This window comes from Geodermatophilus sp. CPCC 205761, assembly GCF_051383655.1.
Lineage (GTDB): Bacteria > Actinomycetota > Actinomycetes > Mycobacteriales > Geodermatophilaceae > Geodermatophilus.
The window spans coordinates 136,503-162,805 of the sequence record NZ_JALPKQ010000002.1 but is presented as its reverse complement, the minus strand read 5'-3'; the positions used below and the strand labels follow the sequence as shown (position 1 = coordinate 162,805).

Below are 26,303 nucleotides of genomic sequence, written 5' to 3'. Positions count from 1 at the left end.
GGATGACCGGGTGACCGTCTCAGCCGCGGGCCGGGGCGACGGCGTCCACCTCGCCCTGCACGTCGCCGCGGGCCCGCACCCCGTCGGTGTCCCGGTGCCGGTCGAGGTGCGGATCACCAACACCGGGGCGGCGCCGATCCGGATGCCCCGCGTCCTCGACGGGTCGGAGACCGCGACGCGGCTGCCGCACTACCGGCCCGCCGTCCTCCGCGGTGCAGAGCAGGTGGCCGGCCCGCCGGCGGCCGAGGACCCCCTGGTGGGGCCGGTGCGACCGGAGGACCTCCGGCTGCTGGGGCCGGGGGAGGAGTTCGACCCGTCGGCGCGGTCGGACGGCGGGGGCCTGCCGCTGTCCACCTTCAGCACCTTCCGGCCGGACCGGCCCGGTGCGTACCGCTTCGCGCTCCAGCTGGACACCACCGGCGGCCCGGAGGCGTGGATGGGCCGCTTCGGCCAGGAGCCGTACCGGGCGCAGGTGCTGCCGCTGCTCGCGGAGGTCCCGCAGGTGGTGCTCACCGCCGCGGTCGACGTCACGGTCGGCCCCTGAGCCCGGCCGGAGAGTGGACTTCCGCGCGGAAAGTGCGGTGCGGGACGGACTCCCCGCGCGGGATGTCCGCGGCCGGGTGCTGGGTGACGGCGTCGTGACGGCGCCGTGATGCGGCGTTCCCTACCCTCCCGTCGTCCACCGCTGGCGGTCCACGCACGACGACGAGGATGAGATGCGCTTCGACGGAGTCGAGATCAAGGTGACCCTCGGCGGGAAGCAGACCGGTCCCGCCGTCCAGGCGCTCGATCTGCCCTCGGTGGATCCGTGGCAGATCTGGTTCTGGGAGGACGTCACGCCGGGCAGCGGTCCCGGGACGCCGCTGCTCGACCTCGGCGTCATCCTGCGGGCCCGCGACCGGGACGGCGACGACGACGCGACGATCAAGCTGCGGCCGTGCCGGCGCTCCCAGCTGACCGACCACTGGCTCGCCGCGAAGAAGGGCGAGACCGACGACGGCGACAAGTGGGAGCTCAAGGTCGAGGCCGACTGGTCGGGCGACCGGAGACTGCTGGCGGCGTCGCACACCTACGAGCGACCCGGCGCCCTGATCCGGGAGGCGGGGGGCGGCGACCGGCCGGTCGCGGAGCTCTTCACCCGGGAGCAGCTCGACTTCCTCCGCGACTGCGCGGGGACGGCGGTCAACCTCGCCACCCTCACCGCGCTCCCGCCGGTGACCGCGACGCGGTGGAAGAAGGTCGCCGAGGCCCCGGCCGAGCTCGGCCTCCGGGCCGAGCGGTGGACGGTGGGCGACCTCGACTTCCTCGAGTTCTCGGTGGTCGCCGACCTGGCGGAGGCCCGCCGGACGCAGGCCGCCCTGACCGACTTCGTGCGCTCCCTGCCCCTGCCGGCCGATCCCGGCGCGAAGCCCGAGAGCAAGACCCGCCAGGTGCTCGAGCACCTGGTGGCGCGCGCCGTCGAAGCACGCTGACCACCGCGCCGCGGGAGGACCGATGACCGGCATCGTCGCCAGGGTGACGTCCACGGGTGCCGAGGCCCCGCTCGCCGGGCTGCTCACCGCCCCGCTCGGACTGGACGTCTGGGAGGTCACCCCCGAGCACGTGGTGCTGCAGCTCGAGGAGGCCCAGGCCGGCCGGCTGGAGTCGATGGGGTACGCCGTCGAGCAGCTGCAGGTGACCGAGGGCTACGTGTCGCGGTTCGCGACCGACGCGGCGGCGGCCGGCTACCACACCGTGGCGACCCTGGAGGCCGACCTGCGGCAGCTGGCCGAGCGGCACCCGGAGATCGCCGAGCTGCACGAGATCGGCCGCAGCGTCGAGGGCCGGCCGCTGTGGGCCCTGCGCCTCGGCGAGCGGCGGGGGAGCGATCGCCGGGTGGCCTTCCTCGGCTGCCACCACGCGCGCGAGTGGATCTCCGTCGAGGTGCCCTACCGGCTCGCCGAGCACCTGCTCGACCACTCCTCCTCCGACCCGGTGCAGCAGTGGCTGCAGCAGGGTGAGGTCTGGGTGGTGCCGATGGTCAACCCGGACGGGCACGAGCACACGCGGACCGAGAACCGGCTCTGGCGCAAGAACCGGCGACGGAACCCGAACGGCACCGTGGGCGTCGACCCCAATCGCAACTACGGCTACATGTGGGGCACGCTGGACACCAACACGGCCAGCCACGTCCCCGCGGACCAGACCTACGTCGGCCCCCGCGCCTTCTCCGAGCCGGAGGTGCGCGCGGTGCGCGACCTCGTCGCCCGGCAGCGCTTCGGCGGCGTCCTCACCTACCACAGCTACTCGCAGCTGATCCTGTACCCGTGGGGGTACACGACCGGGCCGATCAGGGACGCGGCCGACCTCGGTGAGATGCGGAGCCTGGCGGAGGAGATGGCGCAGCTGGTCAAGGGCGTGCACGGGGAGACGTACACGGCGAAGCAGTCCTCGCAGCTGTACCCGACCGCGGGGGACACCACCGACTGGACGCACGGGGAGTACGACGTCCCGTCCCTGACCATCGAACTGCGGCCGGCCTCCGCGATGGACGGCGGCTTCATCCTCCCGGCCGACCAGATCGAGCCGTGCTGGGAGGAGAACCGCCCCGCTGCCCTGGAGTTCATCCGGCACGTCCTGGCGGCACCCGAGGGCTGACGACGGCGGACCCGGACCGGCGGGAGCGACGGATGGCGGCGGCCGAGCAGATCTGGATCGCCCGCCTGACGCCGCCCGCGGGGGGCAGCGTCGCCGACCTGCTCGACCTGCCGCTGGGTCTCGACGTGTGGGAGCGCTCCGCCGGCTCCCTCGTCGTGGCCGCGCCCGAGAGCAGCCTCGCCGAGCTCGAGCGGCGCCGGCTGGCGTCCGTGGAGCGGTGGGCGACGAAGGAGGAGTACCAGGCGCGGATGAGGACGGAGTAGGCGGCCGGGTGACCCGCCGTGCCGCCTACGACGGGGCGTCGACGCCCGCGGGGGAGCGGCTCCTCCGCCGCCCCGGTTGCGGAGGGGCCGACGGGGCCGGACCCGTGACAGCGGGGTGACGGCCTGGTGACGCTCGTGCACGCAGGCTCGTCCGGGTCCGAGCGGAGGAGGCAGGGATGACAGGGGTGCCACGGGTGGAGCTGGCGGAGGACCACCCGCTGGGCGCGGTCCGGACGATGCCGGAGTTCCGGGCGGGACTGGCCGAGGCGACGATGTCGGAGGCGGACCGCCGGCTCCTGGTCGAGCAGGCCGAGGCGCTGGTCGACGGCGTCTACGTGCACCTGCCGCTCAAACGGGCCATGCACGCGATCGACCCCGAGCAGTCGCTGCGCCTGCTCCGGCACCGGCTGGCGACCATGAGCGACGCCGCGTTCCACCGCGAGCTGCTGCGCATCTTCCAGCAGCTGCGCGACCTGCACACCAACTACATCCTGCCGGCGGGGTACGAGGGCTTCGCGTTCCTCGGCATCTTCGTCGAGCGCTACCGCGAGTCCGGCGAGGACCGCTGGCTCGTCTCCCAGGTCTACGACCACATCGTGGGCGACCCCCACCTGGTCCGCGGCGCCGAGATCACCCACTGGAACGGCGTCCCGATGGCCATCGCGGTGGAACGCAACGCCGAGCGCGAGGCCGGCAGCAACCCGGCCGCCCGCCGCGCCCGCGGCCTCGAGAACATGACGATGCGTCCGGTCCGCATGTCCCTGCCGCCCGACGAGGACTGGGTCGAGCTGACGTACCGCGTCCCGGCGGGGGACGGCGGCTCCACGACCCACGAGACCCGGGTGCCGTGGCGGGTGTTCGCCAGTGCCCAGGAGGTGCGCGACTTCGGCGTGGGGGTCACCGCGGCGGCGCCGTCGACCTCCCGCGGCACCCGGGCAGGTGCCCTCGGCACCGGCGTCGACCTGGACCACCTCGTCGGGCTCGACCTGCGCACCGAGCTGACCCGGCGGGCGAAGCGGGAGTTCTTCGCGCCGGAGTCCCTCGCCGAGGAGGAGCGGGTCCGTTCGGCAGCCGAGGAGGTGCCGCCCCCGACGGAGGGCCAGGCCGAGGCCGGGGTGATCCCCACGACCCGACCGGCCGAACTGCGGGCCCGGGTCATCACGACGTCGTCGGGCCGGTTCGGCCACCTGCGGATCTTCACCTTCTTCATGGCCGACCGCGACATCGAGGCGTTCCTCGACGAGGTGGTGCGGTTGCTGGCCGTGCTGCCCGAGGAGGGGCTGGTCCTCGACGTCCGGGGCAACGGCGGGGGATACGTCATCGCCGCGGAGTTCCTGCTGCAGTTCCTCACCCCGCAGCTCGTCCAGCCCGAACCGATGCAGTTCGTCACCACACCGGGGACCGCGCAGCTGTGCGCCGCCGTCGACGACTACGCGTCCTGGCGGCGGTCCATCGACGAGTCGGTGGAGACCGGGGCGCAGTACTCCAGCGCGATCCCGCTCTACCCGACGGACCTGGTCAACTCGGTCGGCCAGCTGTACCACGGCCCCGTCGTCCTGGTGACCGACGCGCTCTGCTACAGCGCGACGGACATCTTCTCGGCCGGGTTCCAGGACCACGGCATCGGGCGGGTGCTCGGCGTCGACCAGAACACCGGGGCCGGCGGGGCCAACGTCGTCCAGCACGGGCAGCTGCTGCAGGAGTGGACCGGTGGTCCACTGCGAGCCCTGCCCGGCGGCGCGGACTTCCGGGTCGCCCTGCGGCGGAGCCTCCGGGTGGGCGCCCGGGCGGGGCAGCCGGTCGAGGACCTGGGCGTCGTCCCCGACGAGGTCCACGAGCTCACCCGGCGGGACCTCCTCGGCGACAACGAGGACCTCATGGCGCACGCCGGGCGGATCCTCGCCGGCAGCCGGCCGCGACGTCTGTCCGCGACCGCCGGCGTCGTCGGCGCCACGCTCCGGTTGACCCTCGAGACCCGTGCCCTCTCGAGCGTGGACGTCTACGTCGACGGTCGGCCCGCGGTGTCCTCGGCCGTGACGGACGGGACCACCGAGGTGGACCTGCCCACCGCGGCAGCCCCCACCACGGTCCGGCTCGCGGGCTTCGACGGGGACCAGCTGGTCGCCGGCCGCGTCCTGCGGGCCCGCTGAAGGGAACCGCGATGACGACCGGCCGTCCCGAGGACCGCATCCAGCTGCGGTTGGCCCTGGTCTGCTACGGCGGTGTCTCGCTCGCCGTCTACATGCACGGGGTCACCAAGGAGCTGCACAAGCTGGTGCGGGCCTCCCGCCGCTTCGACGACGTCGACGACCTCGAGGCGCCCAACCCGTTCCCGGACGACGACACCGAGGCGGCCTACTTCGAGGCCCTCCGTGAGCTCGCGCAGGGCGGGCGCCGGCTGTCGGTGACCATCGACATCGTGGCCGGCACCTCCGCCGGGGGCATCAACGGCGTCGTCCTCGGCAAGGTCCTGGCGCGCGACGGGGACCAGGACGGCCTGCGGAAGCTGTGGATCGAGGAGGGCGACCTCCGCAAACTGCTGCGCGGCCCGCGCGTCGGGGGCCTGCGCCTGCGGGCCGCGCTGGCAGGCCTCCGACTGGCCGGGCTGCAGCTCTTCGGCAGCGACAAGGCCACCTCTCCGCTGCGCGGAGAGCGCATGTCCCGCCTGCTGATCGAAGCGATGCGGGACATCGACGTCGGTGCGCGGGGCGACGCGACCCTGCTGCCGCGGTCCGGATCCCTCGACCTGTTCGTCACGCTCACGGACCTGCACGGGTTCCAGGTGCTCGTACCGTCGGGTGCGGGGGGCGCCAGCCAGCGCGACCGGCAGCACGCCCAGGTGCTCCGGTTCTCCGCCCGGTACGGCGACACCGGCGAGTTCGGCCCGGAGGCGACGCCGGACCTCGCCTTCGCGGCCCGGGCGACGTCGAGCTTCCCGGGGGCGTTCGCCCCGGTCAGCGTCACGTCCTTCGGGCAGGAGTGCGACACCCGGATGGATCGCGAGACGCTGTCGCAGCGGTTCGTCTACCGCTACGACGAGCAGGGCGCCCGGGCGGTGAACGCCTGGTTCGTCGACGGCGGAGTCCTCGACAACGCCCCGTTCGACCTGGTGGTCCACGCCATCGGCCGGAAGCGGGCCGAGTCCGAGGTGATCCGGTCGCTGATCTACATCCAGCCCGATCCCGGCCAGCCGTTGGCCACCGCGCCGCCCGCGGACTCCGGCGGCGCCCCGCCCCCCGCGCCGTCCTGGCTCCAGGGCGTCGGCAAGGCGGTCCTCGGCGTGCGCGGGTCCCAGGGGGTCCTGCGCGACCTCTTCGCGCTCCGTGACCTGAACACCCGGATCAGTGAGGTCGGCTCGATCGCGGCCAACCAGATGGCCCAGGCGCAGCGGCTGCTCGACGATGCCGTTCCCCGCGCGGACGAGGACGCGCTCAGCTGGGAGGTGAGCAGGGAGGGGTTCCAGGCGGTCTCCGACGAGGTCCACCGGGGCGCACAGCGGGAACTGGGCGCGTCGTACGCCTCGTACTGCCGGCTCAAGGCGGGGGCGGCGGCCCGCCGGATGGCCGACGAGGTGGCCCGGCGCTTCGTCTGGCCACCGGACGCCGGCCGCACCGCCTTCGTGCGGGCGGCCATCGGGGCGTGGGCCCGCGGGCGCGAGGAGTGGAACGATCCCGACCCGACGCGGCTCATGGAGATGCTCGGTCCGGTCGACCTGCCCTACCGGGAGCGGCGGCTGCTGTTCCTGCTGGCGGGCGTCAACGACCTGTACGACTGCCTGGGCGAGGGCCCCCACGCCCCCACCCGCAGCGACCTGGACACGCTCAAGCGGCTGGCCTGGGACCTCATGGACCAGCTGCACCGGGTCCCCGGCGAGGCCGTCGCGGGCGTGCCCGACGCCCTGGTGCAGTTCCTCTCCGCCGACCGAGTCGACCCTGCCCTGCTCGAGGACCCCCAGGTGTTCGCCGAGGAACACGCGGACGACTTCCCCGAGCTGTTCGAGGCCTACCGAGACTCACTCACCCGGCGCCTCGGCGACGGCGGTGCGCAGCTGTGGCAGGCCTTCGAGACCTCGACGAAGGGCTGGGGGCGCACGTACCGCCGCGCGCTCCTGTCGCGGTACCTGGCCTTCCCCTTCTGGGACGGCCTCATCTTCCCGACCGTCGCCCTGTCGGAGGTCCCGCAGTTCTCACCCATCGGTGTCGCCCAGTTCAGCCCCCTGGCCGCGGGGGCGCTGGTCCCGCCGGAGGGCGGCAAGCTCAAGGGCGTGTCCCTGCACCACTTCGCCGGGTTCGTGAAGCCGGAGTGGCGGGAGAACGACTACCTGTGGGGGCGCCTGGACGGCGTCGAGCTGGTTCTGCGGACGCTCTACACCGCGGGGTCGGCGCGGCCCGCGGTCGCCGACACGGCGCCGCCCGAGTCGCAGGAGGCGGCCGTCCGCACGGCCGGCGGGGCGGTCCTCCAGCGGGGGTTGCGGGGAGTGCTCGCGGCGGAGAGCGGCCTGAGGCGGATCGCGGCCGCGCGCCGGAGCCTGCTCCAGCAGGTGGAAGCCCTGCCGCTCGCGTGAACTCCGGCCGGAAGGGGAGGACGTGTCCGCGGCTGCTGGTCGAGGGGGAGGAAGGAGCCGGCGCCGCCCCGAGGACTGGCGGGACCTGACCGGCCGCCTCCCGGCACCCTGTCACGATCCGGAGGGCCGGGACCTGCTGTGGCAGCAGTTCGAGGCGCGGCTGCGGTGGTACGACCGAGCCGCCGCGCGCAGTCGACGTGCCTGTCTGGCGCTGAAGACCATCACGCTGGCGGCCGGTGCGACCGTCACCGTCCTGGCCGCCGCAGGCGCCCCTGCGGTGCTGACCGCCTCGCTGGCCGCCGGAGCGGTGGTCGCCGAAGGCATCGAGCAGGTCTTCCAGCTCCATCCGCACTGGATCTCCTACCGCTCGACGGCAGAGACCCTGCGCCAGCACGGGTTCTCGTTCGCGGCCGGTGTCGTTCCCTATGACGTCAGCTCGACCCGTCGCGAGCTGCTCAACTCCGTCCTGTGGGCGGTGACGTCGAAGGAGAACGCCGACTGGGCGGCCGGCATGCGAGGTGCGGCACCACCGTCGCCCCCTCGCACGGCCGATGACGAACCGGCGACGCACGCGTGATGCCCGACGGTGACGATCAGAGCGACCAGTTCCTGCCGGGCATCGGCGGGTGACCGGCAGCGAGGGGTGTGCGATGGCCTTCACGTTGTGCGCGGACTTCACCCTCTTCCCGGACGACACCATCCTGGGGCCGGGGTTCACGTTCGCGGCGATGGACTTCCAGGACGTCCCGGGCGGGTCCTCGGCCTCCTTCGTCAACGCGACGGCGGGCGAGCGCGGGCTGCAGTTCCCGCACACCGGGCTCGAGGTCGGACTGCCCGTGCCGGTCCTCTATGCCCGCGCCTGCGGGTCGGGCAGTTCGCGGGGCCGTACACGATCGACGGCCTGGACCTCTCCGGCGTCGTCGTGAGCAGCTTCGCGATGACCTTCCTCTGCGTCCCCATCCCGTGAACGGGCGCCCGGCCAGGCGGGTCACGACCGGCGCGCCGCTGCCCAGAGCCAGCCGGCGAGCGCGAGCGGCACGACGGTGAACGCCGACATCGCCGGGACGGTGCCGACGGCCGAGCCCAGCCACGCGAGCAGCAGTGGGGTCCCGAAGCCGGCGTAGGCGAAGGCGTAGAACGCGCTGTTCATCGCGCCCCGGGTGTGCGGGGGCGCCAGCCGGGCGGTCAGGGTCAGCCCGGCGGTGAGGCACAGCCCGGCCCCGCCGCCGAGCAGCGCCGCCGCCGGCAGCAGCAGCGGCTCGGCGTGCGTCACGATCCCGACCACGCCGAGGCCGTGGCCGAGCGCACCGAGGACCATCCCGAGCGGCGCGGCGCCCCGCTCCGCCCGCCGCCCGACGCGGGCCGCGACCGCGCTGGCCGCCAGAGCCAGCCCGCCGATCAACCCGGCGTAGGCGACGCCGACGCCGTCCGGCACCACGAGCAGGGGGAGCAGGGTCGCGGCGATGGCGGGGAACGCGAACACCCCGACGGCGGTGGGCGCCAGCACCGCCCAGAACGGCCGCCGCGCCTCCGGCGGCAGGCCGAGCGTCATCAGCCGGCCCGGCCGGCGGACGTGCACGGTCTCGGGAACGGTCACCAGCGCGCCCACCCCGACGGCGAGGACGGCGACGTGCACGAGGTAGGGCAGGGTCGTCGGCGCGGGGCCGTACTGGGCGAGCACCCCGCTCATCGCCGGGGCGACGGCGAAGCCGAGGGACGTGGACACCGCACCGCGGGTGGCCGCGGAGCGCTGCCCGTCGGGACCGGCGAGGTCCTGCAGCCACGCGTTGGCGACGGAGAACACCACCCCGGACACGACGCCCTGCAGCAGCCGGCCCGCGTAGAGCAGGGGCAGGTGGTCGACTGCGGGGAGGAACAGCAGCGAGACCAGTCCGGCGACGACCGCGAACGGGAGGACCAGCGCCCGCCGTCCGAACCGGTCCGACGCCGCACCGGACACGGTGAGCGCGGCCATCAGGCCGACCGCGTAGCAGCCGAAGACGGCGGTGAGGTCGGCGTCCGACAGGCCAAGGGTGCGCCGGTAGACCAGCAGCAGCGGCGTGGGGATGTTGGTGCCGAGAGCCACCGTGAACAGCCCGAACGTGAGGGCGTCGAGCCGCCGTCGCACGGCGTCCCGCTGGACCGCGGCGTCCGGCACCTGCCGGACGCTACCGGTCGCCGGGTCAGCGCACCCGCACCGTGTCGGTGCGCACCAGCGTCGTCCCGGAGCCCGTGGTGGCCAGCACGCGCACGGTGACCTCGTCGCCGGGCACGTCGTCGACGGCCAGGCTCACGACCGGCTCGGGGAGGCCGACCGCGACCGTCCGCCAGGTCCCGCCGGCGTCGTCGCGGAGCTGGACGACGTACCGCTGGCCGGCCGGTGCGTCGGGCGCCTCCCAGCGCAGCACGACCGAGCCGGGCGCCGCGTCGAGATCCGCGCCGAGATCGTCGCCGGCCGGCGCTCCCAGCGGGGCCGCCTCGCCGCCGACCGGCTGGCTGTCCACCACCGCCCCGTCGACCAGGACCTCGACGCTGGCCGCGCCGGCCGGCGTGGGGAGGCCCATGTCGACGACGCCGGTGACGTCCTCGTCCGGGTCCTCGCACGCGCTGGGCACGAACGCGGCCGGGCGCTCGTCGAGGGTGGCCCCCGCGGCGTCGCGGATGCGGACGGTGACGTCGTGGGCTCCGGCCCGCCCCTCCGCGTCGCTCGCCGCCTCCCCGGCCAGGGGCAGCACCGCGGTGATCGACCCCGAGGCGCGGGTGAGGTTGACCGCCGCGATCAGCCGCATCTCCGGAGCCTCCCGCCTGCCGATCGCCGGCAGGTCGCCCGGGCCGGCCGGATCCGGTCCGCGCCCCGCGGGGAGGGCGTTCTCCGCCACGAGCCGGTCGAAGATGCCGCGGTAGGTGAACGAGCTCAGCCACTGGTCGTCGCAGTAGGTCATGAGGTCGTGCGCATCGGTCCCGTCGAGCAGCCGCATCGGCAGCCCCAGTCCCGGGTCGCCGACGTCGAACCCGACGAAGCTCTGGTCGGGACCGGACAGCTGGCCGCCCGGGAACGGGTAGTCGGCGCCGCCGGCGGCCCCGCAGAACTCCGCGTGGAACCGGCCGAAGGTGTGGCCGAGCTCGTGGCCGCCGTACCAGTCGCCGTAGGAGCCGTCGAAGTCCCAGCCGAAGGTCGCCGCGCCGGTCGGACCGGAGGCGACCGTGCCCGGTCGCGGCGTCTGCGGGATGTCGGACGCGCGCCCGCGCATGAAGAAGCCGCTGTCGGCGACCATCCCGTAGTAGTGCGTGCGGGCGTCCGTGCCGGTCGCGACGTCGACCGCCCGCAGGGCGAGGAGCTGGGCGTTGATCTGCGCGGCCTCGAACTCCGGGGCCGGGGCGGCGTCGACCGTCGTCGTCGTCAGGTCCAGCCGCGCGATCGGGTAGGCCCGGCGCAGCCAGGAGGCGATGAGCGTGCCGTCGGTGCCGGAGGGCAGGTGGACCCGGGCGGGGCTGCCCGTCCGGTAGCGCAGCCGGACGAGCCGCAGCCGCAGCGGGGCGGCCCGCTTGAACGCGACCTTGCGCCGGCGCAGCCTCCCCAGCGACGGCAGCGGCGTGCCGGTGGCGCGCTGCACCTCGCCCATCCGCAGCCACACGGTGCCGGGCGCGGTGAGCTTGGCCGGCAGCAGGAAGTTCAGGCTGCAGGCGAGGTCGGCGCGCCGCGAACGGAGCTGGGCCGGTGTCGTCCCCGACCGGGACGGGTCGAGCTCCGCCGTGCCGAGCGCGGGAACCGAGAGCCACGGCCCGCCGGCGGAGCGGGCGACCTCCAGCTCCCCGCGCACGGTGACCGGCTGCGGACAGGACAGGTACGCCCGCACGACCGTCGCCTTGCCCGCGACGAGGGGCACCGAGTGGTCGAGGTCCTGCACCACCTGGGTGACCTCGAGCCCGTCGAGCGCCACCAGTGGCGGCTGGTCGCCGGCGCCCCGGGCCCCGCCGTCGTCGGCCAGGTCCGCCAGCACCCGGGCGACGGCCGCGTCCTCGGGCACGTCGGGCGTGGTCAGCACGCGTGCGACGGCCCGGTCGGCGGCTCGGGCGAGCGCGATCTCGGCCTCGACGGCCGGTGACGGTGGGGAAGCGGTCAGCCTGCGGCCCATGGCAGCACCCTCCATCCGGGCCGTCATCCCGACGTCACGACCGCGTCACGTCCGGACGGTTCCGGACGCCGGGGTGGACACCGGCGGACCGAACGGGCAGCGGTGTATCCCGCGATGGGCAGACCTGTGTGCAGCCCTCACCGTTCCGAGCCGCCCGTCCGCGCGGGACGTCGGCGAAGCGGCGGTTCCATCCCCGAGTTCGCCGCCTTGGCGAGCGCCGGCGCTCGGTCGTGCAGCGACTTGCTGCATCCACTCTTGACTCCGGTTGGATACACCTCCTACGTTCGGTGGCGTGTCGAGCCCCGCGCTGGAGTCGGAGTCCTCCCCGGACCGGGTCACCTACCTGCACCAGGTGCTCCGGGAGTCGATCCTCAGCGGGGACATCGAGCCGGGCGCGGTGCTCACCCAGGCGGCGCTCGCCCGCGACCACAACGTGAGCCGGACGCCGCTGCGCGAGGCGCTCCGGCTGCTGCAGGCGGACGGCCTGGTCGACGTCAGGGAGCAGAGGCTCCGGGTCCGCCCGATGTCGTTCGACGACCTCGACGACCTGTACACGATGCGGATCACGATGGAGTCGCTGGGCGCGAGGATCACCGTCCCGAAGATGACGCCCGCGCACCTGGAGATGCTCAGGTCGCACCTGGATGCGATCGACGAGTTCGACCGGGTCGGCGACTTCGCGCAGCGCGAGGTGCCCCACGTCGCCTTCCACCGGGGACTGGTGAGTCTCGCGGGTCCCAGCCTGGTGTCGGCCTTCGACGAGTACAACGCCTTGACCACCAGGTATCGCCGGCTGCAGTCCACCCAGCCGCGCGCCTACGCGTTGGCCGCGCAGGAACACCGGGCGATCCTCAGCGCCTGCGAGGCGGGCGACGCGGAGGCGGCCGCCCAGAGGCTGGCGTACCACCTGGCCCGGGTGGCGCTGACCCTGGTCGCCGAGCTCGCCCCCACGAGGGATCCCGCCAACCTGCGGACCTCGATCAGGTTCGCGTGCGGCGGCCACGAGGTCGATCCCGCGTTCGCGGCGCCGCAGCCGTTCGAGAGCACCCCGTGATCCCCGAGCTGTCCGACAGCCCCTTCCACGTCGCACTCGTGGTGGACGACGTGCGGCGTCATGCCGATCTGATGACGCGTCGGTACGGGTGGACCTGGACTCCGATCCGCACGCGGCACCAGACCTACCGCGAGTTCCCGTCCGGGCTGGTCCGCGAGGTCGACGTCGACGTCTGCTTCTCCACGCACGACCCGTTCCGGATGGAGCTCATCTCGTCGGCGTCCGGGAGCCCGTGGGAGGTGTCCGACGGCCAGGCGTTCCACCACCTCGCGTGGTGGGTCGACGACCTGGCCGCCGTCTCGGCGGCGCTCCTGGAACGAGGAGCGGTGCCCGAGGCCCACGGCGTCGATCCCGACAGCGGACGCGAGCCCGCTCGCTTCGCCTACTTCACCGAGGCCGGCGTGCGCATCGAACTGCAGGAGACATCGCGGCGGCCCGACTTCGAGGCCTGGTTCGCCGAGTAGAGCACGACCCCGACCAACGGAGCGAGGAGTCGAGAGTGCTGCACCGAGAAGACAACGACCTGCTGACCCGGACCGGGGCGGACACGCCGGGCGGGCGGTTCATGCGCCGGTACTGGCTGCCGGCCCTGCTGGAAGCGGAGTTGCTCGACCACCAGCCGGTCCGGGTGAGACTGCTGGGTGAGTCCCTGGTCGCCTTCAGGACGGCGGACGGCTCGATCGGGTTGCAGGACGAGCGCTGCCCGCACCGGGGAGCATCCCTGGGGCTGGCGCGGTGCGAGCCGGACGGGATCCGCTGCCTCTTCCACGGGTGGAAGTTCGGACCCGACGGGAACGTGCTCGACCTCCCGACCGAGCCGGAGGGCCGTCAGCGGCTCAAGGACAGGATCCCGGTGCGGTCGTTCCGCACCCGGATCGCCGGCGGGATCGTGTGGGCCTACCTGGGGCCGCCCGGGAGCGAGCCCGAGTTCCCCGACTTCGCGCCCTTCTCCGCCGGACCGGGGCACTGGCACGCCTCCAAGCTCCACCTCGAGTGCAACTACCTGCAGGGAGTGGAAGGCAGCCTCGACCCGGCCCACGTGTCGGCACTCCACAGCTCGCAGACGACCGGGGCCGCGGCCGGGAGCTCGCTGGGGATGACGATGTCCAGCACCGCACCGAGCCTGGAGGTGGACGAGTCCTGGTTCGGCTTCCGGCTGGCGGCCCGCAGGCCGGGGCCGCAGGCGGGAACCGAGTACCTGCGGATCACGGCGTTCGCCTATACGTGCTTCACCTTCCTGCCCGGGGAGGACAAGGTGCTGTGCGCGTGGGTGCCCATCGACGACCACCACTGCTGGCAGTACTGGCTCTTCTACGACCACGAGAACGAGCTCGACCACGACCTGCTCTTCGACCGCCTCGGGCTGGAGATCGTCGACCACCAGCACCGTCGCACCTCGTTGCGACAGGACGGCTGGCCGCAGGATCGCGCCGCCATGACGGCCGGTCACTTCTCCGGCATCAGGGGGATCGCCGAGGAGGACTGCGTCATCCAGGAGAGCCAGGGCTCCATCTCCGACCGGTCCACCGAACACCTCGGATCCAGCGACCTCGGGGTCGCCCGGATGCGGCGGATGATGCTCCGGGCGATCCGCGCGTCCGAGGAGGGTGACCCCCCGGCGATCAGGGAGTCGAGTGGTCGCTACCGGGAGATCGAGCGCGTCGACGAGGTGATCCCCGACGGGCTGGCCTGGAAGTCGCGGATCTCCGGCCGGTGAGGACCTCCGTGGTGGTCGAACGCAACGCCGGAGGCCGGCACGTCTCCAGGTCGGCGGACCGTGCTGGTTGCGGCCGGGTCGGCGCCGCTCGCTCCGGCCTGGCGTGGGGGGTGTAGGGGGATGCGACTGGGCTCGACGCGCACAGGCGGAAGCGCGCACCTGGTGGCCGCGGTCGATCAGGACCGTGTCCTCGACCTCACGGCGATGGCCGACGACGGCGGGCCCGACGTCCTCCGTGGGATCACCGACGTGGGCGCCCTGCTCGCGGCGGGACCGCCGGCGGTCGAGGCGGCCCGCTCGGTCCTCGGCTCGGCCCACGGCTCGGCGCACACCCTCGACGTCGCCGACGTGCTGCTGGACGCACCGGTCCTCCGGCCCTCCAAGATCATCTGTGTCGGCCTCAACTACACGAAACACGCCCACGAAGCCGGTCTGGAGCCGCCGGCCCGGCCCATCCTCTTTCCCAAGTGGCCGAACTCCCTGGTGGGGAACGGAGTGCCGATCAGCGATCTCGGGCTGACCGCGGAGTTGGACTACGAGGCCGAGCTGGCCATCGTGATGGGCCGCCGGGCCAGCCGCGTGAGCGAGTCCGAGGCGCTGGACCACGTCTTCGGTTTCACGATCCTCAACGACGTCAGTGCCCGGGACCTCCAGCACAGCGATCCCGGGAGCCAGTGGTCGTGGGGGAAGGCGCTGGACGGGTTCGCCCCGTTGGGTCCGTGGGTGGCCGCGAAGGAGGAGATCGCGGACTGGCGGGAGCTCCGCCTGACGACACACGTGAACGGGGAACTGCGGCAGGACGAGCTCTGCGGCGACATGGTCTTCGGGGTCGAGGAACTCGTGTCGTGGATCAGTCGCGGCGTCACCCTCGAGCCCGGGGACATCATCGCCACGGGCACTCCGTCCGGGGTGGGCTTCGGCTTCACACCGCCGGAGTACCTCGTGCCCGGGGACCTGGTCGAGGTCTCACTGACCGGCGTCGGGACGCTCGTGTCCCCGGTCGTCAGGTCACCCCACTCGCCGCGCTGAAGCCGGCACCGGTCTTCCCCGTCCCGTGGTCGTCACGAAGGCGAACGGCATGCGCGGGATCCGCTCCACCCGGTCGCAGTCTCGCGCCGGTCCCTCGAATGACTCACTAGGAGTTCGCATGATCGGTTCCCGAACCCCGCTCCGGGCCGTCGGCAGACCCGCACTGGCCGGCCTCGTCGCGCTCGCACTCGTCTCCGGCTGCGGATCCGGCGACGACCCCGCCGAGTCCTCGGGTGCAGCGGCGAGCACCGAGCTGACGACTGTCCGCGTGGGCATGTTCCCGGCTGCGGACGTCGCCCCGATCTTCCTCGGGATCTCGCAGGGGTTCTTCGAGGAGGAGGGGCTCGAGCTGGAGACGCAGATGCTGGGCGGCGGGGCGGCCGTGACGGCAGCGGTGGTCGCCGACGAGGCCGACATCGGCTTCTCCAACGTGGCCTCCCTGGTCATCGCCCGGAGCCAGGGGCTCCCGATCACGATCGTCGCGCCCGCGACCCAGGCCGGGGCGGACGCGTCCGAGGCGAACGCCGGCGTCTTCGTCCCGATGGACAGCGACATCCAGGATGCGGCCGGCCTGGCCGGCAAGACCGTGGCGGTCAACGCCCTCGGCAACATCCTCGAGATGACGCTGCGCGAATCGCTGGATCAGGCCGGCGTGGACCCCTTCGCCGTCAACCTCGTCGAGATCCCGTTCCCGGACATGCCGGCGATGCTGGACTCCGGGCAGGTCGACGCGGCGTTCGTCATCGAGCCCTTCGCGACCCAGATCCTCGGTGGCGGGAACGCGCGTGTCGTGGCCACCCCCTACGAGGAGACGACTCCCTCGCTCACCGGGGCGGTGTACTTCACGACGGAGTCCTTCGTGGAGTCGGACGGGGACACGGCCGCGGCGTTCCAGCGGGCCCTGGCGCAGTCGGTGGAGTACGCCCAGGAGAACCCGGACGAGCTGCGGGCCGCGGTGGGCGACTACACCGAGATCTCCGAGGACGTCATCAACGAGATGGTCTTCCCCCAGCTGGCCGCGGACGTGCCGCGCGACATGATCGAGCTCTACGTCGACCTCCTGACCGAGTACGGGATGGTCACCGGCGATGTCGACGTCGACGGGCTGATGGCCGGCCTGGACTGACCGGGGCGCTCATCGATCGCACCGAGCCGTCCCACGCGTCCGCGTCAGCAGCGGATCGCGTGGGACGGCGGCGCGCCCGGGCTCGTCACCCGTCGGGCAGTCCCCGGAGCCCCGACGAGTCGCACGCCGGGCCGGACTCGGCAGCGGTCAGTTCTGTGCCGCGAGCCGGATGCCCCTATCCAGCCGAACGGTCAGCACACTCGGGAGGCGCTCCAGGCGGGCCTGCATGAGGTCGGCCTCGTCGTCGTCGGCGGTACACCCGATGCACAGGCGCCACTGCCCCTGGCCGGCCTCTTCGGCCTCCAGCCGGGTGATCTGGTGGTTGCGCCCGTTGAGCATCATGACGACCCGCTGCACGCTGATCAGGTCGGAAACGGTGACGAAGACCTTCAGGCTGTGGTCGACGGCGACATGGCGGTGGTGACGGAACACTGGATTCTCCGAGCCCCACGGGCTTCTGCGATCGGACGGGGTTCTCTCGTCGTGGTGTCGCCGGACCCGCCGTCGCGAGAGTCAGCTCGCGGCGAGCCCGCAGGGAATCCGTCGTCCGTGCACCTCCGCAGCCTACGGAGTGACGCGGCCGACTGCCAGTGCTCGTTCCCGCCGGCGGTTCGGAGTCAGGAGTCGGCCGGGCGGCCGCTGTCGTCCGGCAGGAGCGCCCGGACGAGCGGGACGCCGGGGCGGTAGGCCAGGTGCCGGTAGGACGGCGCGTCGAGGACGGCGAGGTCGGCCCGGGCGCCGGGACCGAGGTGCCCGACGTCCGGACGCCGCAGCGCCGCCGCTCCGCCGGCGGTCGCTGCCCACAGCGCCTCGACCGGCGTCATCCCCATCTCCCGGACGGCGAGCGCGATGCAGAACGGCATCGACGTCGTGAAGCTGCTGCCCGGGTTGCAGTCGGTGGCCAGGGCCACGGGAACCCCCGCCGACAGCAGCCGCCGGGCGTCGGGGTACGGCGACCGGGTGGAGAACTCGGCGCCCGGCAGCAGCGTCGCGACCGTGGTCCCACCGGCGAGCGCGTCCACGTCGGCGTCGGTCAGGTGGGTGCAGTGGTCGGCGCTGGCCGCGCCGAGCTCCACCGCCAGCTGCACGCCGGGGCCCGGCGCGAGCTGGTTGGCGTGCACCCGGAGCGGCAGCCCGCGGGCCCGGCCGGCCTCCAGCACGGCCCGCGCCGCCGCGCCGTCGAAGGCGTGCGCGGAGGCCGGCTCGCAGAAGACGTCGATCCACCGGGCGACCGGGGCGCACGCGTCGAGCATCGGACCGGTGACGAGGGCGACGTAGTCCTCGGTGCGGCCGGCGTACTCGGCCGGCACCACGTGCGCGCCGAGGAAGGTGGTCTCGGGGGTGACCTCCGCGGCCAGCCGCAGGCACCGCGCCTCGTCCTCGACGGTCAGCCCGTAGCCGCTCTTGACCTCCACCGTCGTCGTGCCCTGGCCGCGCAGCTCGGCCACCAGGCCGCCGAGCCGGCCGCGCAGGACGTCGTCGGAGGCGGAGCGGGTCGCGGCGACGGTGGCCGAGATGCCGCCGCCGTCGTAGCGCGCGCCGGCCATCCGGGCCTCGAACTCGGCGGCCCGGTCGCCGGCGAAGACCAGGTGGGTGTGGCTGTCGACGAAGCCGGGGACGACCGCGCGGCCGCCGACGTCGATCCGAGCGTCGGCCGCGGGGGCGTGCCGCCGCGACCCGGTCCAGGCGACGGCGCCGTCCTCGACGACCACGGCCGCGTCGGCGACCAGACCCAGCGGCCCGGCCCCGGCGGCGGGGTCGTTGGTGACGAGCTCCGCGATGCCGGTGACCAGGGTGCTCACCCGGGGTCGGTTCACGCGTCGTCCCACAGCGGATCGATGGCCGCGGCGAGCAGGTGGCCCACGTCGCCCAGGACGTGCCGGCCCTCCTCGACGACGACCCGGCCGTCCACCACGACGGTGTGCACGTCGGCGCCCCCGGCGGCCATGACCAGCTGGTCGGGGGCGCAGCCGGCCGTCCGGGGCGTGTCGGTGCGGACGGCGACCAGGTCGGCCCGCTGCCCGGGCGCGATCCGGCCGGCGTCGGGCCAGCCGAGGGCGCGGTGCCCGTCGACGGTGAGCGCGGCGACGAGCGCGGCCGGGCGGAACCGGCCGCGCTCGCCGGTGACCAGCCGCTGGTGGCTCTCGAGCAGCCGGGCCTCGCCAAGCAGGTCGGTGAGCGCGGACTGGTCGCTGCCCAGGCACAGCGGCGAGCCGGCGTCCCGCAGCCGGCGGAACGGGCCGACGCCGTCGGCGAGGTCGGCCTCGGTGCTGGGGCATCCGCAGACCGTCGTGCCGCTGGACCCGAGCAGGACCACGTCGTCGTCGGTCAGGTGGGTGGCGTGCACGGCGGTGGTGCTCGGGCCGAGGATGCCGTGCCGGTGCAGGAGCGCGGTCGGGGTGCTGCCGTGGACGGCGAGGCAGGCCTCGTTCTCGGCCGGCTGCTCGGAGAGGTGCACGTGCAGGGGACGGCCTCGGGCCGCCTCGGCGACCCGGCCGAGCTGCGCGGCGGGCACCGCGCGCACGGAGTGCACGGCGGCGCCGATCCGGATCCCCGGTCGCTCGGGGAGCGCGGCCACCCGTTCGGCCCAGGCCTCGGCGTCCCCGTCCGAGAACCGCGTCTGGACCTCGTCCAGGGGCAGGTACCCGCCGGCCGACAGCCCTCCGGTCAGGTAGACGGTGTCCAGCAGGGTCAGCCGGACGCCGGCGTCGGCGGCGGCCTGCACCAGCGCCTCGGCCATCGCGTTGGGATCGGGATACCGCCCGCCGCCGGGCGGGTGGTGCAGGTAGTGGAACTCGCCGACGCAGGTGACGCCGGCCAGGGCCATCTCCGCGTACGTCGCCCGCGCCAGGGCGAGGTGGCGGTCGGGGTCCAGCCGGGCGGCGACGGCGTACACGCGCTCGCGCCAGGTCCAGAAGGTGCCGCCGGAGTCGTGCGTTCGGCCGCGCAGGGCCCGGTGGAAGGCGTGCGAGTGCGCGTTGGCGAGGCCGGGGAGCACCTGGCCGGCGAGCACGTGGTCCCCGGCCGCGGGCGTGGGCGCTCGCCCGACCGCGGTGATCCGGCCGCCGTCGACGACGACCCGGACGCCCGCCCCGGGGCCGTCGTCCAGCTGCGCGGACTCGCACCACCAGGTGGTCAGCACGCGAGGTCCTCGACCACCCGGGCGAGCGCGGCGACCCCGGCGGCGCAGTCGTCCGGGTCGGCGTGCTCGGCGGGGGAGTGGCTGACGCCGGTCGGGTTGCGGACGAACAGCATCGCCGTCGGGACGCCGGCCGCGGCCAGGACGCCGGCGTCGTGGCCGGCCCCCGTGGCGAGCACCGGGCAGGAGCCCCCGTCGGTGCCGAGGAGGGTGGCCAGCCGGTCGCGCAGCGCGGGGTCGAAGGGCGTGGCCGGCGTCCACGACTCCTCGACCGGTTCGGCGCCCGCCGCCCGGCCCACGTCCCGGACCACGGCGCGCACCTCGTCGTCCAGCGGACCGCGGGCGTCGAGCCAGGCGGTGACCTCGGACGGGATGGCGTTGACGCCGTTGGGTCGGACCCGCACCTTGCCGACGGTGGCCAGCGAGCCGTACCGCGCGGCCGCGGCCCGGGCCTCGAGGACCGTCGCGGCCAGCGCGAGCATCGGGTCCTGCCGGTCGGCCAGCCGGGTGGTGCCGGCGTGGTCGGCCCGGCCGCGCAGGTCCAGCCGCCAGCGGCCGTGCGGCCAGATCGACGACCCGACGCCGACGGCCTCGGCACCGTCCACCAGCGCGCGGCCCTGCTCCACGTGCAGCTCCACGAAGGCGCCGATCCGGCGGAGGGCGGCGTCGTCGCGGCCGACGCTCCCGGCGTCGACCCCGGCGCGGTCCATCGCCTCGGCCATGGTGGTGCCGTCGTCGTCGGTCAGCGCCCGTGCCCGGTCGGGGTCGAGCGCGCCGGTGAGCAGCCGGGAGCCGGCGCAGGCGACGCCGAACCGGGCGCCCTCCTCGTCGGCGAAGCTGGCGATGCCGACGGGCCGCCGGAGCGCGGCCCGGTCGACCCGGTCGAGCGCGGCGAGGGCCGAGACGACGCCCAGCGGTCCGTCGAAGGCGCCGCCGTCGGGCACGGAGTCGAGGTGGCTGCCCAGCACCAGCCCGGGCTCCCCGGCGTCGGGGTCCGCCGTCCACGCCCAGAGGTTGCCGGCCCGGTCCGGCACGACGTCCAGACCGCGCCGCCGGGCCTCGCCGCCGAACCACTCGCGCAGCGTGGCGTCGGTGGGCGTCCAGGCGAACCGGCGGTACCCGCCCGTGGCGGCGTCCCGCCCGACGGGTGCCAGGTCCGCCCACATCGCCGCGAACGTGCTCACCCGGCGTCCCCAGGGGCCGAAGTGGCCACGTCGGCCCTCATGGGCCCTCCGTCATCGGAACCCGGAGACCGCGCTCCTCCGCGACCTGCGCGGCGAGCTCGTAGCCGGCGTCGACGTGCCGCAGGACGCCCGTTCCGGGGTCGTTGCGCAGCACCCGCGCCAGCTTGCGGGCGGCCAGGTCGGTGCCGTCGGCGACGCTGACCTGCCCGGCGTGGATGGACCGGCCCATGCCGACGCCGCCGCCGTGGTGGATGGACACCCAGGTGGCGCCGGACGCGGTGCTGACCAGGGCGTTGAGCAGCGGCCAGTCGGCGATGGCGTCCGACCCGTCGGCCATGGCCTCCGTCTCCCGGTACGGCGAGGCGACGGAGCCGGCGTCGAGGTGGTCGCGGCCGATGACGATCGGCGCCGAGATCTCCCCGGAGGCGACCAGCTCGTTGAAGCGGAGGCCGGCGACGTCGCGCTCGCCGTACCCGAGCCAGCAGATCCGGGCCGGCAGCCCCTGGAAGGCGACCTTGTCCTGTGCCGCGCGGATCCAGCGCTGCAGGTGGTCGTCGTCGGGGAACAGGTCGAGGACGGCGCGGTCGGTCGCGGCGATGTCGGCCGGGTCCCCGGAGAGCGCCGCCCACCGGAAGGGGCCCCTGCCGGAGCAGAACAGCGGCCGGATGTAGGCGGGCACGAAGCCGGGGAACGCGAACGCCCGCTCGAAGCCGCCCTGGCGGGCCTCGTCCCGGATCGAGTTGCCGTAGTCGAAGACCTCGGCCCCGGCGTCGAGGAACCCGACCATCGCCTCCACGTGCCGGGCCATCGAGGCGCGGGCGCGGTCGGTGAACTCCTCGGGCTTGGCCTCGGCGTAGTCGTGCCAGTCGCCGGGGTCGACGCCCTCCGGCAGGTAGCTGAGCGGGTCGTGCGCGGAGGTCTGGTCGGTGACGACGTCGACCTCCACGCCGCGGCGCAGCAGCTCGGGGACCACCGTGGCCGCGTTGCCCTCCAGCCCGACCGACAGCGCCCGCCGGTCGCGCTTGGCGGCCAGGCAGCGCGCGACGGCGTCGTCGAGGTCGTCGGCCACCTCGTCGAGGTACCGGTGCTCGACGCGGCGGCGCAGCCGGGCGCCGTCGACGTCGACCACCAGGCAGACGCCGCCGTTCAGGGTGACCGCGAGCGGCTGGGCGCCGCCCATCCCGCCGCAGCCGCCGGTCAGCGTCAGGGTTCCGGCGAGCGTGCCGCCGAACCGCTTGGCCGCCACGGCCGCGAAGGTCTCGTAGGTGCCCTGCAGGATCCCCTGCGTCCCGATGTAGATCCAGGACCCCGCCGTCATCTGGCCGTACATGGTCAGGCCCAGGTGCTCCAGGCGCCGGAACTCCGGCCAGGTGGCCCAGTCGCCCACCAGGTTGGAGTTGGCGATCAGCACCCGGGGCGCCCACTCGGAGGTCTGCAGCACGCCGACCGGGCGGCCGGACTGGACGAGCATCGTCTCGTCGTCGGCCAGCGTGGTGAGGGTCGCCACCATGGCGTCGAAGCTGCGCCAGTCGCGCGCGGCACGGCCGGTGCCGCCGTAGACGACCAGGTCGTCGGGGCGCTCGGCGACGTCGGGGTCGAGGTTGTTCTGCAGCATCCGCAGCGGGGCCTCGGTCTGCCAGCTCCGGGCCGTGAGGGTGGTGCCGCGCGGGGACCGTACGGGTCGTGCGCCGTCCATGGTGGCTCTCCTCGTCTCGGCGGGGTCAGGTCAGGGGCAGTCCCGTGGCCCGGAGCAGGGCCCCGTCGGTCACCAGGCCGACGACGGTCTCGATCTCCGGTGCGAGGTGCCGGTCCGGTCCGGGACCGCCGACGCCGGCGGCGCGGACCGCGTCGCGGACGGCGGCCGTCGCCGGGGCCGGCTGCAGCGGGGCCCGGAGGTCCAGGGCCCGGGCAGCGGTCAGGACCTCGACGGCGAGGACGCGGGTGAGCCCGTCGACCACGCGCCGCAGCTTGCGGGCGGCCGCCCAGCCCATCGAGACGTGGTCCTCCTGCATCGCGGAGGAGGGGATGCTGTCGACGCTGGCCGGCACGGCGAGCCGCTTGAGCTCGCCGACGATCCCGGCCGCCGTGTACTGCGCGATCATGTGCCCGGAGTCGACCCCGGGTGCGTCGGCCAGGAACGGCGGCAGCCCGTTGCTGCGCGCGGCGTCGAGGAAGCGGTCGGTGCGCCGCTCGCTCATCCCGGCGACGTCGGCGGCCGCGATCGCGAGGAAGTCGAGGACGTAGCCGACCGGCGCGCCGTGGAAGTTGCCGTTGGACTCCACCCGGCCGTCGAGGGTGATCACCGGGTTGTCGATGGCGGCGGCGAGCTCGCGGTCGGCGACCGCGGCGGCGTGGGCGACGGTGTCGCGGGCCGCGCCGTGCACCTGCGGGGCGCACCGCAGCGAGTAGGCGTCCTGGACGCGCGTGCACTCGGGCCCGCGGTGGCTGGCCATCACGCCGCTGCCGCGCAGGAGCAGGCGCAGGTTGGCGGCCGAGTCCGCCTGCCCCGGGTGCGGCCGCAGCGCCTGGAGGTCCGCGGCGAAGACGGCGTCGGTGCCGAGCAGGGCCTCGACGCTCATGGCCGCCGCGACGTCGGCGGTCGTCAGCAGCCGGCGCAGGTCGGCGAGCGCGAGGACCAGCATCCCGAGCATCCCGTCGGTCCCGTTGACCAGTGCCAGCCCCTCCTTCTCGGCCGGCCGGACGGGATCGATGCCGTGCGCCCGCAGCGCCTCCGCGGCCGGGCGCAGCGCACCCGCGTCGTCCCGGAGCCGCCCTTCGCCCATCAGGGCGAGCGCGACGGAGGCCAGCGGGGCCAGGTCACCGGAACACCCGAGCGACCCGTACTCGTGCACGACCGGCGTGAGGCCGGCGTCGAGCGCCGCCGCGTAGGCCTGCGCCGTCTGCGGCCGGACGCCGGTGCGGCCGGTCGCCAGGGTGGACAGCCGCAGCAGCATCAGTGCCCGCACGACCTCCCGTTCCACCTCGGGCCCGGAGCCTGCGGCGTGGGAGCGGATGAGGCTGCGCTGCAACCGGGCGCGCTGCTCGACCGGGATGTGCAGGGTGGCCAGCGCTCCGAAGCCGGTCGAGACGCCGTAGTGCGGCCGGTCGTCCCGGGACAGGGCGTCGACGACGGCGCGGCTCCGGGCGATCTCCGCGAGGGCTGCGGGGTCCAGCCGTACGCCGCGGCCGTCGCGGGCGACGGACACCACGTCCTCGGGCCGGACCGGGCCGGTCCCGACGACCACGTGTTCGGCGGACATGGGGCCCATGGGACACCGGAACCGCCGGGCCGCCTAGACCTGTCCGCCCGCGCTGTATCACCGGAACCCCGCGCCGCCTCTTGATGGCATGGACCGCAGCCCATCCGCCGGCGTGGCACCCGGCGAGCGTCCTGCCGGCGGAACACCGCCGGAGCCGACGTACCAGCACGCCCTCGAGGTGGCGCTCGCGCTGGGCCGTGCGGACGGGCGCCTGGCGGTCGACGTCGAGCCGGACGGCGAGCCGGCCGCGGCGGGGCCGGTGTGCCACGGGCTCGACCCGGAGGAGTTCGCCGGCCTCGTTTGGGGTGCCGGAGCGGGGACCGCCCCCACCGGGGTCCTGCTCAACGCCCCGCTCTGGTACGCGCACGGCTTCCGCGAGGCCCTGGCGACCGCCCGCGCCCAGCGGGGGAGCAGCCCGCACCCGACTCCGCCCGGGGTCGGTCCGGGCCCCACCACAGAGAGACAGGAGATCCCGATGACGATGCCCAGCACGTCCGCCGGGCGGCGCGACAGCGACCCCCGCGGAACCCGCCCGGTCATCCCCGTTCCGCGCCCGCCCGCCGACGACGACGTGCCCGAGGAGGCGACGCCGACCGAGCAGTGGGTGACCTACCCGGGCGTCCACTACGCCCTCGAGCGGATCGCGGCGCTCCGGCGGGCGGACACCGACCCGGACCGCGTGCACCGCGCCTGACCTCCGGCGTGGCGCCGGCCACCGGAGTCCGGCGCCACGCACGGGGCGCAGGATCGCGGCCGCGAACCTAGGCTCCGGGCATGCCTCATTTCGACGTGGTCGTCCTCGGTGCGGGCCCTGGGGGATACGTGGCGGCGATCCGGGCTGCACAGCTCGGGAAGAGCGTTGCCGTCGTCGAGGAGAAGTACTGGGGCGGGGTGTGCCTGAACGTCGGCTGCATCCCGTCCAAGGCGCTGCTGCGCAACGCCGAGCTCGCCCACCTGGTGACGACGGAGGCGAAGACCTTCGGGATCAACGGTGAGGTCTCCTTCGACTTCGGCGCCGCCTACGACCGGAGCCGCGTGGTGGCCGACGGCCGGGTCAAGGGCGTGCACTTCCTGATGAAGAAGAACAAGATCACCGAGTTCGACGGCTGGGGGACCTTCACCGACCCGCACAGCCTGCACGTGGCCCTGACCCAGGGCGGCTTCGAGAACGTCACCTTCGACAACGTCATCCTGGCGCCCGGCGCGGCCACCCGGCTGCTCCCGGGCACCTCGCTGTCGGAGCGGGTGGTCACGTACGAGGAGCAGATCATGACGCGGGACCTCCCGCGGAGCCTGATCATCGCCGGCGCGGGGGCCATCGGCGTCGAGTTCGCCTACGTCATGGCCAACTACGGCGTGAAGGTCACCATCGTCGAGTTCCTCGACCGGGTGCTGCCGCTGGAGGACGAAGAGGTCTCCAAGGAGCTCGCCAAGCGCTACCGCAAGCTGGGCGTCGAGGTCCTGACCTCCACGAAGGTCGAGCGGATCGAGGACTCGGGGGACACCGTCACCGTCACCGTCTCCGACGCCAAGGGCACCCGGGACCTGCAGGCGGACAAGGTCATGCAGGCGATCGGGTTCCGGCCGCGAGTGGACGGCTACGGCCTGGAGAAGCTGGGTGTGGACGTGACCGATCGCGGTGCCATCGCGATCGACGACCACATGCGCACCAACGTCCCCCACGCCTACGCGATCGGCGACGTCACGGCCAAGCTGATGCTGGCGCACGTGGCCGAGGCCCAGGGGGTCGTCGCGGCCGAGACCATCGCGGGCGCGGAGACCCAGGAGCTGGACTACGTGATGATGCCGCGGGCCACGTTCTGCCAGCCGCAGGTGGCCAGCTTCGGCTGGACCGAGGCCCAGGCGCGGGAACTGGCCGACCAGAACGGCTGGAAGGTGACGGTCGCCAAGTTCCCCTTCACCGCGAACGGCAAGGCCCAGGGCCTGGCCGACCCCGGTGGCTTCGTCAAGCTCATCGCCGACGAGACCTACGGCGAGCTGCTCGGCGGCCACCTGATCGGCCCCGAGGTGACCGAGCTGCTGCCCGAGCTGACGCTCGCGCAGAAGTGGGACCTGACCGCCACGGAGCTCGCGCGCAACGTGCACGCCCACCCGACGCTCAGCGAGGCTCTGCAGGAGGCGTTCCACGGCCTGACCGGCCACATGATCAACCTCTGAGGTCCGCCCGCGGAGG

General features: G+C 74.2%; 23 protein-coding genes. 15 read left to right on the top strand and 8 right to left on the bottom strand.

The annotated features are described in order from the left end of the window. Positions 1 to 10 precede the first annotated feature (10 nt). From MY526_RS02270 to MY526_RS02235, 8 genes are all read left to right on the top strand, one after another. A complete protein-coding gene (locus tag MY526_RS02270) occupies positions 11 to 544 on the top strand; it encodes a hypothetical protein (protein WP_436703145.1) in 534 nt (177 codons plus the stop codon). A gap of 172 nt (positions 545 to 716) precedes the next feature. Continuing rightward, on the top strand, positions 717 to 1,472 hold the full coding sequence (locus tag MY526_RS02265; RefSeq protein ID WP_436689405.1) for a hypothetical protein: 756 nt from the start codon (positions 717 to 719) through the stop codon (positions 1,470 to 1,472). 22 nt (positions 1,473 to 1,494) lie between these two features. Next, the gene (locus MY526_RS02260; RefSeq protein WP_436703144.1) at positions 1,495 to 2,637 is read left to right on the top strand and encodes a M14 family metallopeptidase; all 1,143 of its coding nucleotides are present in this window, start codon (positions 1,495 to 1,497) and stop codon (positions 2,635 to 2,637) included. A gap of 32 nt (positions 2,638 to 2,669) precedes the next feature. Further along, positions 2,670 to 2,900 carry a hypothetical protein gene (locus tag MY526_RS02255; protein WP_436689409.1) on the top strand — a complete coding sequence of 77 codons (231 nt, stop codon included), beginning with the start codon at positions 2,670 to 2,672 and terminating at the stop codon, positions 2,898 to 2,900. A gap of 176 nt (positions 2,901 to 3,076) precedes the next feature. Beyond that, the gene (locus MY526_RS02250) at positions 3,077 to 5,050 is read left to right on the top strand and encodes a S41 family peptidase (protein WP_436703143.1); all 1,974 of its coding nucleotides are present in this window, start codon (positions 3,077 to 3,079) and stop codon (positions 5,048 to 5,050) included. A gap of 11 nt (positions 5,051 to 5,061) precedes the next feature. Then, positions 5,062 to 7,464: a patatin-like protein gene (locus MY526_RS02245; protein ID WP_436689413.1), complete on the top strand. Its 2,403-nt coding sequence runs from the start codon at positions 5,062 to 5,064 to the stop codon at positions 7,462 to 7,464. Positions 7,465 to 7,486: 22 nt separating this feature from the next. After that, positions 7,487 to 8,041, top strand: coding sequence for a DUF4231 domain-containing protein (locus MY526_RS02240; RefSeq protein WP_436689415.1), 555 nt, complete (start codon positions 7,487 to 7,489; stop codon positions 8,039 to 8,041). Between the two features lie 73 nt (positions 8,042 to 8,114). After that, complete coding sequence (locus MY526_RS02235) at positions 8,115 to 8,390, top strand: hypothetical protein (protein WP_436689417.1); 276 nt, start codon at positions 8,115 to 8,117, stop codon at positions 8,388 to 8,390. A gap of 62 nt (positions 8,391 to 8,452) precedes the next feature. On the opposite strand, the gene MY526_RS02230 is transcribed toward MY526_RS02235, so the two are convergent. Together MY526_RS02230 and MY526_RS02225 are read right to left on the bottom strand one after the other, a co-directional pair. Further along, positions 8,453 to 9,622, bottom strand: coding sequence for an MFS transporter (locus tag MY526_RS02230; protein ID WP_436703142.1), 1,170 nt, complete (start codon positions 9,620 to 9,622; stop codon positions 8,453 to 8,455). Between the two features lie 25 nt (positions 9,623 to 9,647). Next, positions 9,648 to 11,600: a fibronectin type III domain-containing protein gene (locus MY526_RS02225; protein WP_436689421.1), complete on the bottom strand. Its 1,953-nt coding sequence runs from the start codon at positions 11,598 to 11,600 to the stop codon at positions 9,648 to 9,650. Between the two features lie 292 nt (positions 11,601 to 11,892). Here MY526_RS02225 and MY526_RS02220 point away from each other — a divergent pair, with 292 nt between their 5' ends. The 5 genes from MY526_RS02220 (at position 11,893) to MY526_RS02200 (ending at position 16,526) form a co-directional block, all read left to right on the top strand. Then, positions 11,893 to 12,654: a GntR family transcriptional regulator gene (locus tag MY526_RS02220; RefSeq protein WP_436703141.1), complete on the top strand. Its 762-nt coding sequence runs from the start codon at positions 11,893 to 11,895 to the stop codon at positions 12,652 to 12,654. Beyond that, a complete protein-coding gene (locus MY526_RS02215) occupies positions 12,651 to 13,118 on the top strand; it encodes a VOC family protein (RefSeq protein ID WP_436689425.1) in 468 nt (155 codons plus the stop codon). Before MY526_RS02220 ends, MY526_RS02215 begins: the two co-directional genes overlap by 4 nt. 35 nt (positions 13,119 to 13,153) lie before the next feature. Next, entirely contained in the window at positions 13,154 to 14,371 is a 1,218-nt protein-coding gene (locus tag MY526_RS02210; protein ID WP_436703140.1) for a Rieske 2Fe-2S domain-containing protein, read from the top strand. A gap of 162 nt (positions 14,372 to 14,533) precedes the next feature. After that, complete coding sequence (locus tag MY526_RS02205; RefSeq protein ID WP_436689429.1) at positions 14,534 to 15,400, top strand: fumarylacetoacetate hydrolase family protein; 867 nt, start codon at positions 14,534 to 14,536, stop codon at positions 15,398 to 15,400. Between the two features lie 118 nt (positions 15,401 to 15,518). After that, positions 15,519 to 16,526, top strand: coding sequence for an ABC transporter substrate-binding protein (locus tag MY526_RS02200; protein ID WP_436689431.1), 1,008 nt, complete (start codon positions 15,519 to 15,521; stop codon positions 16,524 to 16,526). A 147-nt stretch (positions 16,527 to 16,673) separates the two neighbouring features. Here the strand turns inward: MY526_RS02200 and MY526_RS02195 are convergent, their stop codons facing one another. From MY526_RS02195 to hutH, 6 genes are all read right to left on the bottom strand, one after another. After that, entirely contained in the window at positions 16,674 to 16,958 is a 285-nt protein-coding gene (locus MY526_RS02195; RefSeq protein WP_436689433.1) for a hypothetical protein, read from the bottom strand. 185 nt (positions 16,959 to 17,143) lie between these two features. Next, positions 17,144 to 18,343, bottom strand: coding sequence for an imidazolonepropionase (gene hutI, locus MY526_RS02190; RefSeq protein ID WP_436703139.1), 1,200 nt, complete (start codon positions 18,341 to 18,343; stop codon positions 17,144 to 17,146). After that, positions 18,340 to 19,668 (bottom strand): formimidoylglutamate deiminase, encoded by a 1,329-nt coding sequence (locus MY526_RS02185; protein WP_436689437.1) that lies wholly within the window; start codon positions 19,666 to 19,668, stop codon positions 18,340 to 18,342. The genes hutI and MY526_RS02185 overlap by 4 nt, the downstream gene beginning before the upstream one ends. After that, complete coding sequence (locus MY526_RS02180; RefSeq protein ID WP_436689439.1) at positions 19,662 to 20,849, bottom strand: allantoate amidohydrolase; 1,188 nt, start codon at positions 20,847 to 20,849, stop codon at positions 19,662 to 19,664. Before MY526_RS02180 ends, MY526_RS02185 begins: the two co-directional genes overlap by 7 nt. A 37-nt stretch (positions 20,850 to 20,886) precedes the next feature. Beyond that, positions 20,887 to 22,545 carry a urocanate hydratase gene (gene hutU, locus MY526_RS02175; protein WP_436689441.1) on the bottom strand — a complete coding sequence of 553 codons (1,659 nt, stop codon included), beginning with the start codon at positions 22,543 to 22,545 and terminating at the stop codon, positions 20,887 to 20,889. Positions 22,546 to 22,570: 25 nt separating this feature from the next. Continuing rightward, positions 22,571 to 24,109, bottom strand: coding sequence for a histidine ammonia-lyase (gene hutH, locus MY526_RS02170; RefSeq protein ID WP_436689443.1), 1,539 nt, complete (start codon positions 24,107 to 24,109; stop codon positions 22,571 to 22,573). A gap of 88 nt (positions 24,110 to 24,197) precedes the next feature. On the opposite strand from hutH, the gene MY526_RS02165 reads away from it, so the two are divergent. Both MY526_RS02165 and lpdA read left to right on the top strand, forming a co-directional pair. Continuing rightward, complete coding sequence (locus tag MY526_RS02165; protein WP_436703138.1) at positions 24,198 to 24,803, top strand: hypothetical protein; 606 nt, start codon at positions 24,198 to 24,200, stop codon at positions 24,801 to 24,803. A gap of 80 nt (positions 24,804 to 24,883) precedes the next feature. After that, the gene (gene lpdA / locus MY526_RS02160; protein ID WP_436689447.1) at positions 24,884 to 26,287 is read left to right on the top strand and encodes a dihydrolipoyl dehydrogenase; all 1,404 of its coding nucleotides are present in this window, start codon (positions 24,884 to 24,886) and stop codon (positions 26,285 to 26,287) included. Positions 26,288 to 26,303 lie beyond the last annotated feature (16 nt).